Origin of the sequence: Streptomyces sp. NPDC002698 (assembly GCF_042888945.1) — a bacterium.
Lineage (GTDB): Bacteria > Actinomycetota > Actinomycetes > Streptomycetales > Streptomycetaceae > Streptomyces.
The window spans coordinates 39195-55653 of sequence record NZ_JBIAQM010000030.1 but is presented as its reverse complement, the minus strand read 5'-3'; the positions used below and the strand labels follow the sequence as shown (position 1 = coordinate 55653).

Below are 16459 nucleotides of genomic sequence, written 5' to 3'. Positions count from 1 at the left end.
CTCGGGGCCCGTATCCCCAATTCGGACCAGTGGTCGATCTCGCCTACACTCGGTGCCGTGCCACGTGGTGACGGTCGACTCAATCATGATCTGCTCCCCGGTGAGAAAGGCCCCCAGGACGCTTGCGGCGTCTTCGGTGTCTGGGCTCCGGGCGAAGAGGTCGCCAAGCTCACTTACTTCGGGCTCTACGCCCTCCAGCATCGGGGTCAGGAATCCGCGGGAATCGCGGTCAGCAACGGCTCCCAGATCCTCGTCTTCAAGGACATGGGCCTCGTGTCCCAGGTCTTCGACGAGACCTCGCTCGGTTCGCTCCAGGGTCATATCGCGGTCGGTCACGCCCGCTACTCGACCACCGGTGCCTCCGTGTGGGAGAACGCCCAGCCGACGTTCCGTGCCACCGCGCACGGTTCCATCGCGCTCGGCCACAACGGCAACCTCGTCAACACGGCGCAGCTCGCCGAGATGGTCGCCGACCTGCCCAAGCAGGAAGGCCGCACCACTCGTGTGGCGGCCACCAACGACACCGACCTGCTCACCGCGCTCCTCGCGGCCCAGGTCGACGACGACGGCAAGCCGCTGACCGTGGAAGAGGCTTCCGTCAAGATCCTTCCCCAGGTCAAGGGCGCCTTCTCGCTCGTCTTCATGAACGAGCACACCCTGTACGCCGCCCGTGACCCGCAGGGCATCCGCCCGCTGGTCCTCGGCCGCCTGGAGCGCGGCTGGGTGGTGGCCTCCGAGTCCGCGGCCCTCGACATCTGCGGCGCCAGCTATGTGCGCGAGATCGAGCCGGGCGAGTTCGTCGCCATCGACGAGAACGGTCTGCGGACCTCGCGATTCGCGGAAGCGAAGCCCAAGGGCTGCATCTTCGAGTACGTCTACCTGGCCCGTCCCGACACGGACATCGCAGGCCGGAACGTGTACCTCTCGCGCGTCGAGATGGGCCGCAAACTCGCCGAGGAAGCCCCTGTGGAGGCCGACCTGGTGATAGCGACCCCGGAGTCCGGGACGCCCGCCGCGATCGGTTACGCGGAGGCCTCCGGCATCCCGTTCGGCGCCGGCCTGGTCAAGAACGCCTATGTCGGCCGGACCTTCATCCAGCCCTCGCAGACGATCCGCCAGCTCGGAATCCGCCTGAAGCTGAATCCGCTCAAGGAAGTCATCAAGGGCAAGCGTCTGGTCGTCGTGGACGACTCGATCGTGCGCGGCAACACCCAGCGCGCCCTGGTCCGGATGCTCCGCGAGGCGGGTGCGGCCGAGGTCCACATCCGGATCTCCTCCCCGCCCGTGAAATGGCCCTGCTTCTTCGGCATCGACTTCGCGACCCGCGCCGAGCTGATCGCGAACGGCATGACCGTCGAGGAGATCGGCACCTCGCTCGGCGCCGACTCGCTCTCGTACATCTCGCTCGACGGGATGATCGAGGCCACGACGATCGACAAGCCGAATCTGTGCCGCGCCTGCTTCGACGGCGAGTACCCGATGGAGCTTCCCGACCCCGAACTGCTCGGCAAGCAGCTCCTGGAGACCGAGCTGGCCGCGGGTCCCGCAGCCACGGCCGCGGCTGACGCCATCCGTCGCCCGTAGCGCCGCAGAGCCCCGTTTCACCAACCGAAAGATCCCAGGCAATGTCTTCTGTGTCTGATCAGTCCCCTGCGGCGACGGGCAGCGCCTCCGGCGCGTCCTACGCGGCTGCCGGAGTCGACATCGAGGCGGGCGACCGCGCCGTAGAGCTGATGAAGGAGTGGGTGAAGAAGACGCAGCGCCCGGAGGTCCTGGGCGGCCTCGGCGGCTTCGCCGGTCTCTTCGACGCCTCGGCCCTCAAGCGTTTCGAGCGCCCGCTGCTCGCCTCCGCCACCGACGGCGTGGGCACCAAGGTCGACATCGCCCGGCAGCTCGGCGTGTACGACACCATCGGCCACGACCTCGTCGCGATGGTCATGGACGACATCGTGGTGTGCGGCGCCGAGCCGCTCTTCATGACCGACTACATCTGTGTGGGCAAGGTCCACCCGGAGCGGGTCGCGGCCATCGTGAAGGGCATCGCCGAGGGCTGTGTCCTCGCGGGCTGCGCCCTGGTGGGCGGCGAGACGGCCGAACACCCCGGTCTGCTCGGCCCGGACGACTTCGACGTCGCGGGCGCCGGCACCGGCGTGGTCGAGGCCGATCGGCTGCTCGGCCCGGATCGCATCCGTACGGGTGACGCGGTCATCGCCATGGCGGCCTCCGGTCTTCACTCGAACGGGTACTCGCTCGTCCGTCACGTCCTCTTCGACCGGGCGAATCTGCGCCTGGACCAGCACATCGAGGAGTTCGGCCGCACGCTCGGCGAGGAGCTCCTGGAGCCCACCAAGATCTACTCGCTGGACTGTCTGACGCTGACGAAGAGCGCCCAGGTGCACGCCTTCAGCCACATCACCGGCGGCGGTCTCGCGGCCAACCTGGCCCGTGTGATCCCGGACGGCCTGCACGCCGTGGTCGACCGCGGGACCTGGACCCCGGCACCGGTCTTCGACCTGGTCGGCAGGACCGGCGACGTCGAGCGCCTGGAGCTGGAGAAGACGCTGAACATGGGCGTCGGCATGATGGCGATCGTGCCCGAGGAGTCGGCCGAGGTCGCCCTCGCCGTCCTCGCGGACCGCGGAGTGGACGCCTGGGTCGCCGGTGAGATCACCGAGCGCGGGGACCACACGACGGGCGCCGCGCTCATCGGCGACTACGCGAGCTGAAACGGGCGACGGGAGCCGGGGCCGGCGGTCACGCGGGCCGAAGCTCCCGAAGCAGCACGAAACCCGGTCCGGCGCTGAGGCCCCGGACCGGGTGAGGTGCAGTCGCTACGAGAAAGCCGCCAGGCGGGATCTGCCAGAAACCCACGCCAGGAGATCCGCTACGAGAAGAGATCGCGGAAACTGCGAGGGACGCTGTTGCGTCAAGCGCCGCGACGTTGCGACTGAGGCCCGGACTGGTCGTCCTCGTCCTCGTCGTCGTCGTTGTAGAGATCCGCGTACTGTGCGTACGGGTCGTCTTCCTCGTCGTCGTCCTCGAACGGCTCGCCGTTAGGCGGCTGGTTCGAAGTCGAAGCGCCCAGCTCATTGGCCAGACGCGAGAGGTCAGTCCCGCCGCTGCTGTACTTCAGCTGGCGGGCGACCTTCGTCTGCTTGGCCTTTGCCCGGCCGCGCCCCATGGCTCGACCCCCTCGGATACGGGGCTCGACGGCCCCAGAGTCTTGACACGCGTTCATGATCTGGAACGGACTCTCCGTGGAGAGACCGGTCCGTAGGGCTTCCACGGTACCTGAGCCCGCGCCCATACGGTACGTCGCCCGCAGCACGCGCCTTCACCCAGAACCCGCGAGGTGCCCTGTCCTCGCTGGTCAACCGCGATTTTAACCTCTTCTTGGCGCCCGACCCGCCGACGGACGTGAGAGTTCTCTCCCAACCGGCCGCCGACGGGTCCCTGACAAGCGCCTATGGCCTCGGCAGGCGTCAGTGACGCCGTGCCTCCGCCATCCGCTGCTCGGCGATCCGGTCGGCCGCCGCGGCCGGCGGAATCCCGTCCTGCTTCGCACGTGCGAATATGGCCAGCGTGGTGTCGAAGATCTTCGTGGCCTTCGCCTTGCACCGGTCGAAGTCGAAGCCGTGGAGCTCGTCGGCGACCTGGATGACACCGCCCGCGTTCACGACGTAGTCGGGCGCGTACAGGATCCCGCGGTCCGCGAGGTCCTTCTCCACGCCCGGGTGCGCGAGCTGGTTGTTGGCCGCTCCGCACACGATCCGGGCCGTGAGCACCGGCACGGTCTCGTCGTTGAGCGCGCCGCCCAGCGCGCAGGGCGCGTAGATGTCCAGGCCCTCGGTGCGGATGAGCGTCTCGGTGTCCGCGACGGCCGTGACACCCGAGGGGTGCCGGTCCAGGATCCGGCGCACGGACTCGGCCCGCACGTCCGTGATCACGACCTCGGCGCCGTCCTCACGCAGGTGGTCGACCAGGTGGTGGCCCACCTTGCCGACGCCGGAGACGCCGACCTTGCGGCCGCGCAGCGTCGGGTCGCCCCACATGTGCTGCGCGGAGGCCCGCATGCCCTGGAAGACACCGAAGGCGGTCAGGACCGACGAGTCGCCCGCGCCGCCGTTCTCCGGGGAGCGTCCGGTCGTCCACCGGCACTCACGCGCCACGACGTCCATGTCGGCGACATACGTGCCGACGTCGCACGCGGTGACGTACCGGCCGCCGAGCGAGGCGACGAACCGGCCGTAGGCGAGGATCAGCTCCTCGGACTTGATCTGCTCGGGGTCGCCGATGATGACGGCCTTGCCACCGCCGTGGTCGAGCCCGGCCAGGGCGTTCTTGTACGACATCCCGCGCGCGAGGTTGAGGGCGTCGGCGACGGCCTCCTGCTCGCTCGCGTACGGGTAGAAGCGCGTGCCGCCGAGGGCGGGGCCCAGGGCGGTGGAGTGGATGGCGATGACGGCCTTGAGGCCGCTGGCGCGGTCCTGGCAGAGCACGACTTGCTCATGACCGCCCTGATCCGAGTGGAACAGGGTGTGCAGTACATCAGCAGGCGCGCCGGTTACGTCGGTCACTGTGGTGACTCCCAGGTAAAAAGCGGCGGTTGGGTGCGGTGCCCGTGCGGATGGCGGGCTCCGTGGGAATGAGACTAGAGCCTGTGCCGACCCGCCCTCGGCGCAGTGGTCAGGATCACCTGTGGGCGGGGCACGGCCATGGTTCGATTTGCATAGATTTCTCTTCAGGTTCCGATCGGTTCTCGCTGGTTTTCCCGGTGCTCGACGGGGGAGGGAGCAGGCGTGCCCAAGGTGTCCGCGGTGATCGTCCCGTACACGTCGTACTTGCGGGTGTACGAGCCACTGGCCGCGTTCCCCGAGTCCGAGCGCGCCCACTGGACGCGCTACGCCCAGCGCGCCGAGCGCCCCTCGTACCAGGACGAACTGCGCCGCTCGCTGGCCGACCTGCTGCCCACCCCGCCGGTCCCCGTCCCGGTGCACGAGAGCGGTGACGCGTTCGTCGCCGAGGTCGACGGGGTGGTGTGCGTCTGCCCCTGGCGCACCCGGCTGCGCGGCTGGCAGGCCCTGGACGAACTGGGCGAGGAGCTTCCCGCGTCCGTCCTGGACGCGGTGCTGCCGCCGCTGGTGCGCCGTCAGGCCGCCCTCGACTACGAGCGCTGGCTGGCGCGCAACCCCGACGCCCGCCCGTGGATCCGCACCTCGACCTGGCAGGTGCCGCTGAACTGGTTCGTGCTCGTCACCGACGAGGAGCGGGAGTACGAGAAGGGGACGGGCCCGGCCGGAGCCGCGCCGCTGCTGCGCTACCGGACGCCGATGGTGCAGGCGCGGCGGCGCACGGCGCGGGCCCTGCGGACGCTCAGGGACGCGCTGGACGAAGGGCCGCTCATCGAGGGCCTGGTGGACGTCGGCCGCTGGCTGGAGGAGTTCCATCCGCGCTCGCTGGTCGAGCTGGACTACGGCGGGCTCGTGCACACGCTGCCGGCCGGTCAGCTGGAGGACGACCACTCCGCCGCGGACGTGGCCGAGGGGATCGAGGCACTGCGCACCGGGGACGGGTCGACCGCGGGCGAGGCGTACGGCCGGCTGGTGGAGCGCTGGCGGTCCGTCAGGGAGCGGCGCTCGTCGAACTGAGGCGCGGCGCGGGCGGTCCCGGACGGGCGGTACCGGTGTGGTCCGTGCGCGGGAGCCGGACGGGGCGGGAGCGCTCTCAAGACGCCCGCTCCGGTGTGACCTGCCTCTCACAGGTTTGGGGTCGAACTCGCGTATGGTCCTCACACGCTGAAGAACCCTCATGTCCAGGACGTAGGCCCCGATCCGGGCGTATACGTCAACGGGTGCCAAGCGTGACGGACGGCACTTACCCGGCTCTTGCATCGCTTCCCCCTCCTCGTGTCAAAATAGGACAAGGAGCCCGGGGGAGGGCTCCCTCCGCCCGCTTTTGGGGGGGAACCTCGGCATTGCACCCTTTTGGGACGTCTGGTGACTCCTGATCGCCCTGTGACTGATCGTCACAGTGGCGTGACTGTCCGCTATGGCATGGTCCATCGGCTTCCGTCGCTGATGAACACCTGGGAGGGCAATTCCATCGGTTTGGCCGACGCGGCTGGACGGATGGTGTAGTTGTAGTGCCGAGGACAAGCCGTTCGTCCTATAACCGACTCGACTCGCGTCCGCCATTTCGGGCAACGCGGGTCAAGGTGCAGAATTTAGAGGAAAGAACCGAGAAGGTTCGGTTCTCCCGAGGAGGCCGCTCATGACCGCTCGCACCCCTGATGCCGAGCCGCTGCTGACCCCCGCTGAGGTCGCCACGATGTTCCGCGTCGACCCCAAGACGGTCACGCGGTGGGCGAAGGCCGGCAAGCTCACGTCCATCCGCACGCTCGGAGGACACCGTCGTTACCGCGAGGCTGAGGTCCGCGCACTGCTCGCGGGTATCCCGCAGCAGCGCAGTGAAGCCTGAGTCATCGCATAACCGGACAAGTCAACGGATCCCCCAACCCGTCGAGGCGTCCACACCACAGCTCCAAGCGACGCGGGTTCTGCCCCAACAGAGCTCACGCCCAAGCGTTTTTGCCAGATGAACAGGGTGCGTCGTAGATCGCGCTGGACTCCGCCGGGTCCAGCGCGATTTTTTTTGTGCGTTCCACGCGCCTGGACGGCCGGTCTGTGAGCGGCCTTGTCGAAGTCTGGGGGCGGGTGTCGGATCGGCTGTGGATGCCTCCGGTGAGGGGTGCAATTGCACATATTAAATTGACTGGTTGTAGGAGGGGGGTAAGTTCCACACTTCTGAAAACATATGCGGTGACTCCCGTCACATGCCACAGTCCTTGTCCCCCGAGAGCCCTCTGCGCTAGGGGAGTTGGGGTCGTGAGGGGGTGTGCCGGGCGGACGCCCGCGTCGGGTGGCGGTCGCGGGAGCGTGCCCCGGTCACGCCGTCGAGGGGCTTTCGTCCTCCGGAGTGCTCTCGGGGTCCTGCTCGTCGTTCGAGACGGCTTCCATGGCCAGGCGCGCGAGCTGATGGCAGATCGGGCAGTGCCGTGTCAGATGGCGGTACCCGGAGGCGGCCGCCAGGTGGGCTCGGAGCAGAGCCCGGGTCTCGTGCCGAGCGGACACCGCCATACGCACCTCCAGGGGGCAGGCAGGGCGAGGGCCCTGGATTCCGGGGTACCGGCGGAATGTGACGCCGTCAAGGGACGGGAGCGCGTCGCGGGGGAGCACCCCAAGGCACCTGCGGCCGGACGGGGACCGGTGCGCGCACGCGAACGGCGGTGCGGACACCGGCGTACGTGCGGATCGGCCCGGCGTACGTGCGGATCGGCCCGGCGTACGGGCAGTGCGCGCCGGCGTGGGGCCGGATCGGGCTTCGTGCGGGCCGGTCGAGCGCCGAGACGCGGGCGGACCGGGAGCGGACCGGGAGCGGGCACGCGAAAAGGCCCGGAGCCGAAGCTCCGGGCCTTCCTTCATGCGGTCCTGACGGGATTTGAACCCGCGGCCTCCACCTTGACAGGGTGGCGAGCACTCCAAACTGCTCCACAGGACCTTGTCTCGCAGCGACTTGTTCTTGCGCCGTGCTGCGAAACAGACTGTACATGAGGTCGGACCCCAGGGTCGAACTCACCGCCCGTGCGGACGCCGTTACGGGGCCGCGGCGTCGATCGCCTTCACGATCCGCTTGTCGGAGACCGGGTACGCCGTGCCCAGCGCGTGGGCGAAGTAGCTGACCCGGAGCTCCTCGATCATCCAGCGGATGTCCAGGACCGACGAAGGCACGGGACGTCCCTGCGGGAGCTGTTCCAGGAGCCAGGCGTACTCGTCCTGCATCTCGTGGACCTTCTCCATGCGGCTGGTGTCCCGCTGGGCACCGGTCGGCATCTGCTGGAGACGGCGGTCCGCGGCGACCAGATAGCGCATCAGGTCCGGCAGCCGCCGCAGTCCCGTCGCCGTGACGAAACCGGGCTTCACGAGGGCGTCCAGCTGCCCGCGTACGTCCGCCAGGTTCGCGAGCAGGGTCGGGCTCCTGACGCCCTTCAGACGGCGCTCACAGGCCTGCCAGGCGGCGAGCACCTGCTGTACCTGCCCGACCGTGCGCACGGTCGTGTCGACGATCTCGGCGCGCACCTTGTCGTACAGCTTCCGGTAGGACTCCTCGTCCCACGCCGGGCCGCCGAAGTCCGCGATCAGCTTGTCCGCCGCCGCCATCGCGCAGTCGTCGAAGAGCGCCTGGACCGAGCCGTGCGGGTTCGCGGACAGGGCGAGCTTCTGGGCGTTGGTGAGCTTGTCCGAGGCGAACTTGCCCGGGTTCACCGGGATGTTCCGCAGAATCAGCCGGCGGGTGCCCTTCCACATGGCCTCGGCCTGCTCGGCCTCCGTGTCGAAGAGCCGCACGGAGACGGTGTTCGCCGCGGGGCCGTCGTCGACCAGCGCCGGGTACGCCTTCACCGGCTGGCCGGCCCGGCGCGTCTCGAAGACCCGCCGGAGCGAGCCGATCGTCCAGTCCGTCAGCCCCGAGCGTTCCAGGGACTCGCCGCCCTCGCGTTCCGCCGTCGCCGCGGCGGCCTGCGAGATCGCCTGGCGCGCCTTCGGCTTCAGTCGGAGCTTGAGCGCCTCCAGGTCCTTGTCCTCGGCGAGCTTGCGGCGCCGCTCGTCGACGATCCGGAACGTGATCTTCAGATGGTCGGGGAGCCGTGACCAGTCGAAGTCGTCGGCCGTCAGCGGCACTCCGACCATGCGCTTGAGCTCACGGGCCATCGTCAGTGTCAACGGCTCCTGGAGCGGTACCGCCCGCTCCAGGAACTTCTGGGCGAAGTTGGGCGCGGGGACGTAGTTCCGCCGGATCGGCTTCGGGAGCGAACGGATCAGCTCCGTCACCACTTCCTCCCGCAGCCCCGGGATCTGCCAGTCGAAGCCCTCGTCCGTGACCTGGTTCAGGACCTGGAGCGGGACGTGGACGGTCACGCCGTCCGCGTCCGCGCCCGGTTCGAACTGGTAGGTCACCCGGAACTTCAGCCGCCCCTGGAGCCAGGAGTCGGGGTAGTCGTCCTTGGAGACCGCGCCGGCCCGGTCGTTGATGAGCATCGAGCGCTCGAAGTCGAGGAGTTCGGGCTCCTCGGGCCGCTTGTGCTTCCACCAGGAGTCGAAGTGCGCCCCCGACACGACGTGTTCGGGCACCCGCTGGTCGTAGAAGTCGTACAGGGTTTCGTCGTCGACCAGGATGTCCCGGCGGCGGGCCCGGTGCTCCAGCTCCTCGACCTCGGTGAGCAGCTTGCGGTTGTCGGCGAAGAACTTGTGGTGGGTCCGCCAGTCGCCCTCGACGAGCGCGTTGCGGATGAACAGCTCGCGGCTGGCCTCGGGATCGATCCGCCCGTAGTTCACCTTCCGCTGCGCGACGATCGGTACGCCGTACAGCGTGACCTTCTCGTACGCCATCACGGCGGCCTGGTCCTTCTCCCAGTGCGGTTCGCTGTACGTCCGCTTGAGGAGATGGCCGGCCAGCGGTTCGACCCACTCCGGCTCGACGCGGGCGTTGACGCGCGCCCACAGCCGCGAGGTCTCGACGAGCTCGGCGGACATCACGAAACGCGGGGGCTTCTTGAAGAGCGCCGAACCCGGGAAGATCGCGAACTTGGCGTTGCGCGCGCCCAGGTACTCGTTCTTCCCCGTGCTCCGCCCGCTCTCGCCGCCGGTCTCCTTCACGTCCTTCATGCCGATGTGCGAGAGCAGACCGGCGAGCAGCGACACGTGGACGCTCTGCTCGGGAGCGTCCTCCTCGTTCAGATGGATGCCCATCTGCTTGGCGACGGTCCGCAGCTGGCTGTAGATGTCCTGCCATTCGCGGATGCGCAGGAAGTTCAGGTACTCCTGCTTGCACATCCGGCGGAACGCGGACGAGCCCCGCTCCTTCTGCTGCTCGCGGATGTAGCGCCACAGGTTGAGGAAGGCCAGGAAGTCGGAGGTCTCGTCCTTGAAGCGGGCGTGCTGCTGGTCGGCCTGCGCCTGCTTCTCGGACGGCCGCTCGCGCGGGTCCTGGATGGAGAGCGCGGCCGCGATCACCATGACCTCGCGCGCGCAGCCGTTCTTGTCGGCCTCCAGGACCATCCGGGCGAGCCGGGGGTCGACGGGGAGCTGGGCGAGCTTGCGGCCGGTCGGCGTGAGCCGCTTGCGGGCGTCCTTCTCGGTCGGGTCGAGCGCGTTCAGCTCCTGGAGGAGCTGGACGCCGTCGCGGATGTTGCGGTGGTCCGGCGGGTCGATGAACGGGAACTTCTCGATGTCGCCGAGGCCGGCCGCGGTCATCTGGAGGATGACGGAGGCGAGGTTCGTACGGAGGATCTCGGCGTCGGTGAACTCCGGGCGGGCCAGGAAGTCGTCCTCGGAGTACAGCCGGATGCAGATGCCGTCGGACGTACGGCCGCAGCGGCCCTTGCGCTGGTTGGCGCTGGCCTGCGAGACCGGCTCGATGGGCAGCCGCTGCACCTTCGTGCGGTGGCTGTACCGGGAGATGCGCGCCGTGCCCGGGTCGATGACGTACTTGATGCCCGGGACGGTCAGGGAGGTCTCGGCGACGTTGGTCGCCAGAACGATCCTGCGCCCGGTGTGCGCCTGGAAGACGCGGTGCTGCTCGGCGTGCGAGAGCCGTGCGTAGAGCGGCAGGACTTCGGTGAAGCGGTAGTTCTTCTTGGTGATGGCGTCGGCGGTGTCGCGGATCTCGCGCTCCCCCGACAGGAAGACGAGGATGTCGCCCTTGCCCTCGGCCTGGAGTTCCTCGACGGCGTCGCAGATCGCGGTGATCTGGTCGCGGTCGGAGTCTTCGGAGTCCTCCTCCAGGAGCGGGCGGTAGCGCACCTCCACGGGATACGTCCGCCCGCTGACCTCGACGATCGGGGCGTCCCCGAAGTGCCGGGAGAAACGCTCCGGGTCGATGGTCGCGGAGGTGATCACGATCTTGAGGTCGGGCCGCTTGGGCAGCAGCTGGGCGAGGTAGCCGAGCAGGAAGTCGATGTTGAGGGACCGCTCGTGGGCCTCGTCGATGATGATCGTGTCGTACGCGCGCAGCTCGCGGTCCGTCTGGATCTCGGCGAGCAGGATGCCGTCCGTCATCAGCTTGACGAAGGTGGCGTCCGGATTCACCTGGTCGGTGAAGCGGACCTTCCAGCCGACGGCCTCGCCGAGCGGCGTGTCCAGCTCGTCGGCCACCCGCTCGGCGACCGTACGGGCGGCGATACGACGGGGCTGGGTGTGCCCGATCATGCCGCGGACGCCCCGGCCCAGCTCCATGCAGATCTTCGGGATCTGCGTGGTCTTGCCGGACCCGGTCTCACCGGCGACGATCACGACCTGGTGATCACGGATGGCGTCCGCGATCACGTCCTTCTTCTGGCTGACCGGCAGCTGCTCGGGATACGTGACGGCGGGGACGCGGGAGCGGCGCTCGGCCATGTGGGCCTCGCCCCTGGCGACCTCCGCCTCGATCTCGGCGAACACGGCGGAGCGGGCCTCGGGCTTGCGGATCTTGCGCGCGCCTTCGAGCCTGCGCCCGAGCCGGTGCGCGTCGCGCAGGGACAGCTGGGGCAGGCGGGCGGCGAGATCGCCGAGGGCGGGGGCGGGGTGCGTAGACATACGCGGTCCAGGATCTCATCCCGGGGAAATCCGTGGCGAACCCTTTTGCCGCGGCTGCGGGGACGGGGGTGTCAGGGCGCGCGCTGTGCCGGCGGCGCGGGCGCGTCGGCGGCGGGCGCGTCGGGCACGGGGGTCTTGGCCGGGGTGTGCGCGGGCTCCCGCCGGGACGCCGATCCCAGGGCGATGGACCGGGCGGTGTTGGAGATGGCCTTGATGCCCAGGTAGGCGGTGGTCATGCTGCTCACCGCGGTGAACGCGGCGGTGAGCACACCGACGATCACGGCCTTGTCGCCGTCGAGCCGCCAGACCCCGAAGATCGCGACGCCGGCGATGGCGAGATTGCTCATGACGACCGCGATCAGCCCGTACCGGGCCCGGTCCTTCTCCAGCTCGGTGTCCCGCGCCGCCGCGGTCTCGTCCCGGCTCATGTCGTCCCCCCGAAGAACTGATCGATCAGCCGAAGAAGCTAGCGTCGACCGGGTGCGGTGCCAAGCGGACCGTCCCTTGTCGGCCACACCGTTCCGGTGCGCGGAGAAGGGGCGGACCCGAACGGGCCCGCCCCTTCTCCGCCGTCCGCGCGGGTGTCATCGCACGTCGACGTAGTCCTCCGCGCCCTCGCCCACGAAGTGCTTGCTGTCGGGGTACGAGAAGACGGGCACCCAGGTGCCGTCCTGCTGGGCCTTGAACCCCTTGCTGAAGGATCCGTTCGACTTCGTGGCGACGGTGGACATCAGGTACCAGGTCGTCCTGCCCTTGGGCCGGAAGAGGATCTGGACCTTCCTGGCGCCGTACGCCTTCCAGGTGGTGCTGCCGGCCGCGCGTTCCTGGAGGACGCCCTTCACGGTGATCGTCCGGCCCTTGGTGACGGGCTCGGGGGACGCGTTGGCGTCCTTGATCCGGGTGAGGGCGCGGTTCCTGCGCAGGGCGGTGCTGTCGCCGCCCTTGATGTCCTTGGTGGTGGAGCCGGCGTAGTGCAGGCGCCAGTAGCCGTCCGTGTAGCCGGACAGCCTCTCGACGATGAACTGCGAGCCGTTGGTGGTCTGCACCGTCTTCCTGGTGCTCCAGCCGGTCCTGCCGTTGGCCGAGTACTGGATGTCGACGGCGATCCGGTCGTTGGTGTCGCGCCCGACCAGGTCGACGATGCCGGTGACGTCCAGCCGCGCGTACTCGTCGAGGCGCGCCGTGAACTCTCTGAACTTCGGCGTGGCGGTGGCCGCGACGGTGACGTCGGCCTTCGCGGTGCGCTGGACGAAGGGGGTGTACGGGTAGGGCGGGAAGCCGACCTCGTAGACCGTCTTGCTGCCGTACGCGTACCTGGTGAAGGAGAACCGGCCGTCCGCATCGGTGGTCGACTGGACGGGACTGCAGGTGGTGCAGTCCTTGTAGTCCATCTCCAGAGCGATCCCGGACAGCGGCTTCCATTGCGTGCCGCTCTGGTACTGGAGCGTGCCGGTGACGTTGAACTTGTCGTTCGCGGTGACGTGGAAGCCGCTCTTGTCGAGGACGATCCGGGTCGGCGCGGTCTTGGGACTGACATCGACCCAGGGGCCGGCGGCGAATCCCAGGTCGCCGTTGTACCGGGCGAAGGTCCAGCCGCCTTCCACCACCTCGTGGGAGGCGGAGAAGTGGCCGGCTTCGTCCGTGACGGCGGTCGTCTCGTCGTTCCCGTCGAACGTGAGGTCCACGGTGGCACCGGGCAGCGGCACGGTCTCGCGGGTGCTGGGGTCGCGGACGACCATGTCACCGGTGGACGTGACCGTCCTGTGCTCGATGTCCGGTTCGGTGGGCGTGACGGAGAAACCGGTGATGACGGGCTGCTTCCGGTAGCGGAGCGTGCCCGCGTTCTGCCGCACGGTGGTCTCGCCCGAGGAGTCCGTGGCCTCGATGTCGACCGTGTAGTCGCCCAGGGTGTCCAGATGGATGGGCTTGGAGGACCAGGTCCCGTCCCACGAGCTGGACTCGTACGTCTGCGTGAAGTCGGTGATCGTGGCGACGGGTGTGTCCGATTCGGCGCTGCCCGCCGGACGGAGCCTGGCCGTGATCCTGTCGACCGAGCCGCTGTGGTTCAGGCGGACGTCGAGTACCGACCAGTCGGCCTGGTCGCTGTACGCGTCCTTGACGTTCGGCCCCGCGGCGTGGGCCGTGCCGGGTATCGCGAAGGTGCCGACCAGGACGGCACCGGCCGTCACCAGTCCTCTGGCGATATGTCTCAAGAAACCCCCCTAAGGTCCCCGTGAGCGACGAAAACCCCCTCCGGTTGACCCGGAGGGGGTTCTCGTTCTTGTGGCTGGGGCCGGGGTCGAACCGGCGACCTATCGCTTTTCAGGCGATCGCTCGTACCAACTGAGCTACCCAGCCACGAGGCTTCCGAGGAAACCTCAGCGGTCCTGACGGGATTTGAACCCGCGGCCTCCACCTTGACAGGGTGGCGAGCACTCCAAACTGCTCCACAGGACCAAGCTGTTTTGCGTGCGACGTGTAACCAGTGTCTCACACGGTGTTGCGTACCCCCAACGGGATTCGAACCCGTGCTACCGCCTTGAAAGGGCGGCGTCCTAGGCCGCTAGACGATGAGGGCGAGCCAGTACCGCTCTGCTTCGTCTTCGCGTTCCCGAAGGGACGTGAGAAGCATGTGACTCCGCCTCCCCCCGAGGGGTTCGGCTTCTCCTTCGCTTCGACAAAAGCTCGGGACGGTCAAGCCCTGACCGGCGCCCTTGGGCACGAACAGACTGTACTACGTGGCCTGGACGCGGACCAAACCAGATAGGGAGGCGGGGCTCAGGGCCGGTTCCCTTCGGGGAGATGGCGGCTGATCTCGGCCGTCGTGAGGCCGAGACCGCCGAGCTCGATCTCGTCCCAGGCCTGGAGGTGGCGGGTGTCCCGGTCGAAGTAGAGGACCGATGCCTCGATCGGGTCCGGGTACCGCCCCTCGACGGCGCGCAGCCCGCTGCCGCCCGTGGAGCCCTCGACGCGGAGCCGGGTGCCGTACTTCATGACCTCCATCTCCTCGTGGTGCAGATGGCCGGCGAGCACCAGGGGCACCTCGCCGTCCGTCCCGCGGGCGGCGAGCGGTTCGTGGGCGACGGCGATGTCGACCGGGGTGCCCGCGGCGCGCTGGTCGCGCAGGGCCGAGGCCAGGCGGGCGCCCGCCAGGCCCTCCGCCGCGTCGCCGCCCGGCGCGACCGCGCGGTCCGGGGTGAACTGGGGGTCGCCGATGCCGGCGAAGCGCAGACCCGCGACCGTGACCGCCCGGCCGTCGTCGAGGACGTGCACGTTCTTCAGGCGTTCGAGGTAGCGCTGCGTCTCACGCGAGTCGTGGTTGCCGCGGACCCAGACGTACGGGGCGCCCAGGTCCGGGATCGGGTCCAGGAAGCCGTTCTCGGCCGCCGAGCCGTGGTCCATGGTGTCGCCGGAGTCGACGATCACATCGATGGCGTACTGCTCCACGAGCGAGGCGATGATCTTCCAGCTCGCCGGGTTCAGGTGGATGTCGGAGACGTGCAGCACCCGGATCGTGGTCGGGTCGGGCCGGTAGACCGGGAGGGTGGACGTGACGTCGTACAGCTTCGTCACGTTCGTCACCAGGCGTGCCAACTCCTTCTGGTAGACGTCGAATTCGCTGACGATGCTGCGGGCGTCGCCGACCAGGGACGGTGCGGAGGCGAGGAGCCCCGAGTACTTCGGCTCCAGGACCGATTCGGGGTTCCAGGTGGCAAAGGCGGTCGTTCCCGAGGCGGCCAGCAGGGCGAGGGCGAGGCCGCCGGCGGCGAGGGCCCGGCGCGGGCGGCGGTAGACGGCGAGGCCGAGGGCGGTGGCGCCGGCGACCACGGCTATGCAGGAGCGGACGGCCAGGTCGAGGGTGCCGTGTTCGACGTCCCGCGCGACCTCGTCCTGGAGGCCGGAGAGGCGTTCCGGGTGGGCGACGAGGGCCTGGGAGCGCTCCGGGTCGAGTTGGTCCACATCCACGTCCAGGCGCAGCGGGGCCTCGTGGCTGCGCAGCTCCAGCGCCCCGAGAGGGGAGATGTTGATCTTCGTGCCGCCGGTGAGGGAGGGGCGCAGGGTCATGGTGGTGTTCATGGGGCCGACCGGGACGCGGACGTCGCCCACGACCAGCAGTCCCAGCCAGGCGCCGAGCAGCACCACGCACAGCAGTCCGAGGGCGCGGGTGTACGGGTTCTGCCGGGCGGCGAGTTCGGGCACCGGGCTCCCGCGGCGGCCGGGACGGCGGCGGGCGAGCGCGTGCAGCGCCCGTCCGGCGCGGGCGGCCGTGCGGCGGACGGTGGCGGTTGCGGCAACGGGGGCGCGGGCCATTTGTCCCGTCTGCCCAGGGGGTGGGGCCGGTATGCGGAGTTCCGTCACCCTCGCGTCGCGGGAGTGCGGGCGGCCGGCCCGTGCCGTGCCGGGTCCGCGGGGGAGGGCGGGCCCGGCACGGCACGGGCCCGCCGCCCGCCGGGTCAGCCCCAGCCCAGTTCGTGCAGCCGGTCGTCGTCGATGCCGAAGTGGTGGGCGATCTCGTGGATCACGGTCACGGCGACCTCGTGGACCACCTCGTCCGTGGTCTCGCACGTACGCAGGGTGGGGCCCATGTAGATCGAGATGCGGTCGGGGAGCACCCCGGCGTACCACTCGCCGCGGTCGGTGAGCGGGGTGCCCTCGTAGAGCCCCAGCAGTTCGGGATCGTCCGCCGGAGGCTCGTCCTCGACGAACACGGCGACGTTGTCCATGACCCGGGTCAGCTCGGGCGGGATCCGGTCCAGCGCCTGGCTCACGAGCTCTTCGAAGGTTTCGCGCGTCATCTCCAGCACCTGGCCATTGTCGGGGATGGCGCG

Annotated in this window: 12 protein-coding genes and 4 tRNA genes; 4 read left to right on the top strand and 12 right to left on the bottom strand. The window is 69.3% G+C overall.

The features are described 5' to 3' along the window. Window positions 1-57 precede the first annotated feature (57 nt). Window positions 58-1584, top strand: coding sequence for an amidophosphoribosyltransferase (purF, locus tag ACFYW9_RS31100; protein WP_389157317.1), 1527 nt, complete (start codon window positions 58-60; stop codon window positions 1582-1584). Window positions 1585-1625: 41 nt separating this feature from the next. Continuing rightward, complete coding sequence (gene purM / locus ACFYW9_RS31095) at window positions 1626-2726, top strand: phosphoribosylformylglycinamidine cyclo-ligase (protein WP_389157314.1); 1101 nt, start codon at window positions 1626-1628, stop codon at window positions 2724-2726. A gap of 200 nt (window positions 2727-2926) precedes the next feature. Here purM and ACFYW9_RS31090 read toward each other — a convergent pair whose 3' ends face one another. Further along, complete coding sequence (locus tag ACFYW9_RS31090; RefSeq protein WP_328450774.1) at window positions 2927-3181, bottom strand: DUF3073 domain-containing protein; 255 nt, start codon at window positions 3179-3181, stop codon at window positions 2927-2929. A gap of 301 nt (window positions 3182-3482) precedes the next feature. Next, window positions 3483-4577 carry a Leu/Phe/Val dehydrogenase gene (locus ACFYW9_RS31085; RefSeq protein ID WP_389157309.1) on the bottom strand — a complete coding sequence of 365 codons (1095 nt, stop codon included), beginning with the start codon at window positions 4575-4577 and terminating at the stop codon, window positions 3483-3485. Between the two features lie 222 nt (window positions 4578-4799). Between ACFYW9_RS31085 and ACFYW9_RS31080 the strand changes: the two genes are divergently transcribed. Together ACFYW9_RS31080 and bldC are read left to right on the top strand one after the other, a co-directional pair. Beyond that, on the top strand, window positions 4800-5648 hold the full coding sequence (locus ACFYW9_RS31080; RefSeq protein WP_351872699.1) for a hypothetical protein: 849 nt from the start codon (window positions 4800-4802) through the stop codon (window positions 5646-5648). Window positions 5649-6270: 622 nt separating this feature from the next. Continuing rightward, complete coding sequence (gene bldC, locus ACFYW9_RS31075; protein WP_003949541.1) at window positions 6271-6477, top strand: developmental transcriptional regulator BldC; 207 nt, start codon at window positions 6271-6273, stop codon at window positions 6475-6477. Between the two features lie 467 nt (window positions 6478-6944). Here the strand turns inward: bldC and ACFYW9_RS31070 are convergent, their stop codons facing one another. The 10 genes from ACFYW9_RS31070 to ACFYW9_RS31025 all read right to left on the bottom strand — a co-directional run bounded on the left by ACFYW9_RS31070 (window position 6945) and on the right by ACFYW9_RS31025 (window position 16435). Further along, window positions 6945-7136: a DUF6274 family protein gene (locus tag ACFYW9_RS31070; protein WP_351872697.1), complete on the bottom strand. Its 192-nt coding sequence runs from the start codon at window positions 7134-7136 to the stop codon at window positions 6945-6947. A 346-nt stretch (window positions 7137-7482) separates the two neighbouring features. Beyond that, window positions 7483-7557 (bottom strand) — tRNA-Asp (locus ACFYW9_RS31065). Between the two features lie 95 nt (window positions 7558-7652). Then, window positions 7653-11630 carry an ATP-dependent RNA helicase HrpA gene (gene hrpA / locus ACFYW9_RS31060; protein WP_389157304.1) on the bottom strand — a complete coding sequence of 1326 codons (3978 nt, stop codon included), beginning with the start codon at window positions 11628-11630 and terminating at the stop codon, window positions 7653-7655. A gap of 71 nt (window positions 11631-11701) precedes the next feature. Then, window positions 11702-12058 carry a hypothetical protein gene (locus ACFYW9_RS31055; protein ID WP_389157301.1) on the bottom strand — a complete coding sequence of 119 codons (357 nt, stop codon included), beginning with the start codon at window positions 12056-12058 and terminating at the stop codon, window positions 11702-11704. Window positions 12059-12214: 156 nt separating this feature from the next. Next, window positions 12215-13843, bottom strand: coding sequence for a hypothetical protein (locus ACFYW9_RS31050; protein ID WP_389157298.1), 1629 nt, complete (start codon window positions 13841-13843; stop codon window positions 12215-12217). A gap of 71 nt (window positions 13844-13914) precedes the next feature. Then, a tRNA-Phe gene (locus tag ACFYW9_RS31045) sits at window positions 13915-13988 on the bottom strand. Window positions 13989-14012: 24 nt separating this feature from the next. After that, a tRNA-Asp gene (locus tag ACFYW9_RS31040) sits at window positions 14013-14087 on the bottom strand. Window positions 14088-14135: 48 nt separating this feature from the next. Further along, window positions 14136-14208 (bottom strand) — tRNA-Glu (locus ACFYW9_RS31035). 200 nt (window positions 14209-14408) lie between these two features. Further along, window positions 14409-15941: a metallophosphoesterase gene (locus ACFYW9_RS31030; protein ID WP_389157295.1), complete on the bottom strand. Its 1533-nt coding sequence runs from the start codon at window positions 15939-15941 to the stop codon at window positions 14409-14411. A 143-nt stretch (window positions 15942-16084) separates the two neighbouring features. Continuing rightward, window positions 16085-16435, bottom strand: coding sequence for a metallopeptidase family protein (locus ACFYW9_RS31025; protein WP_326790896.1), 351 nt, complete (start codon window positions 16433-16435; stop codon window positions 16085-16087). Between the last annotated feature and the right edge of the window lie 24 nt (window positions 16436-16459).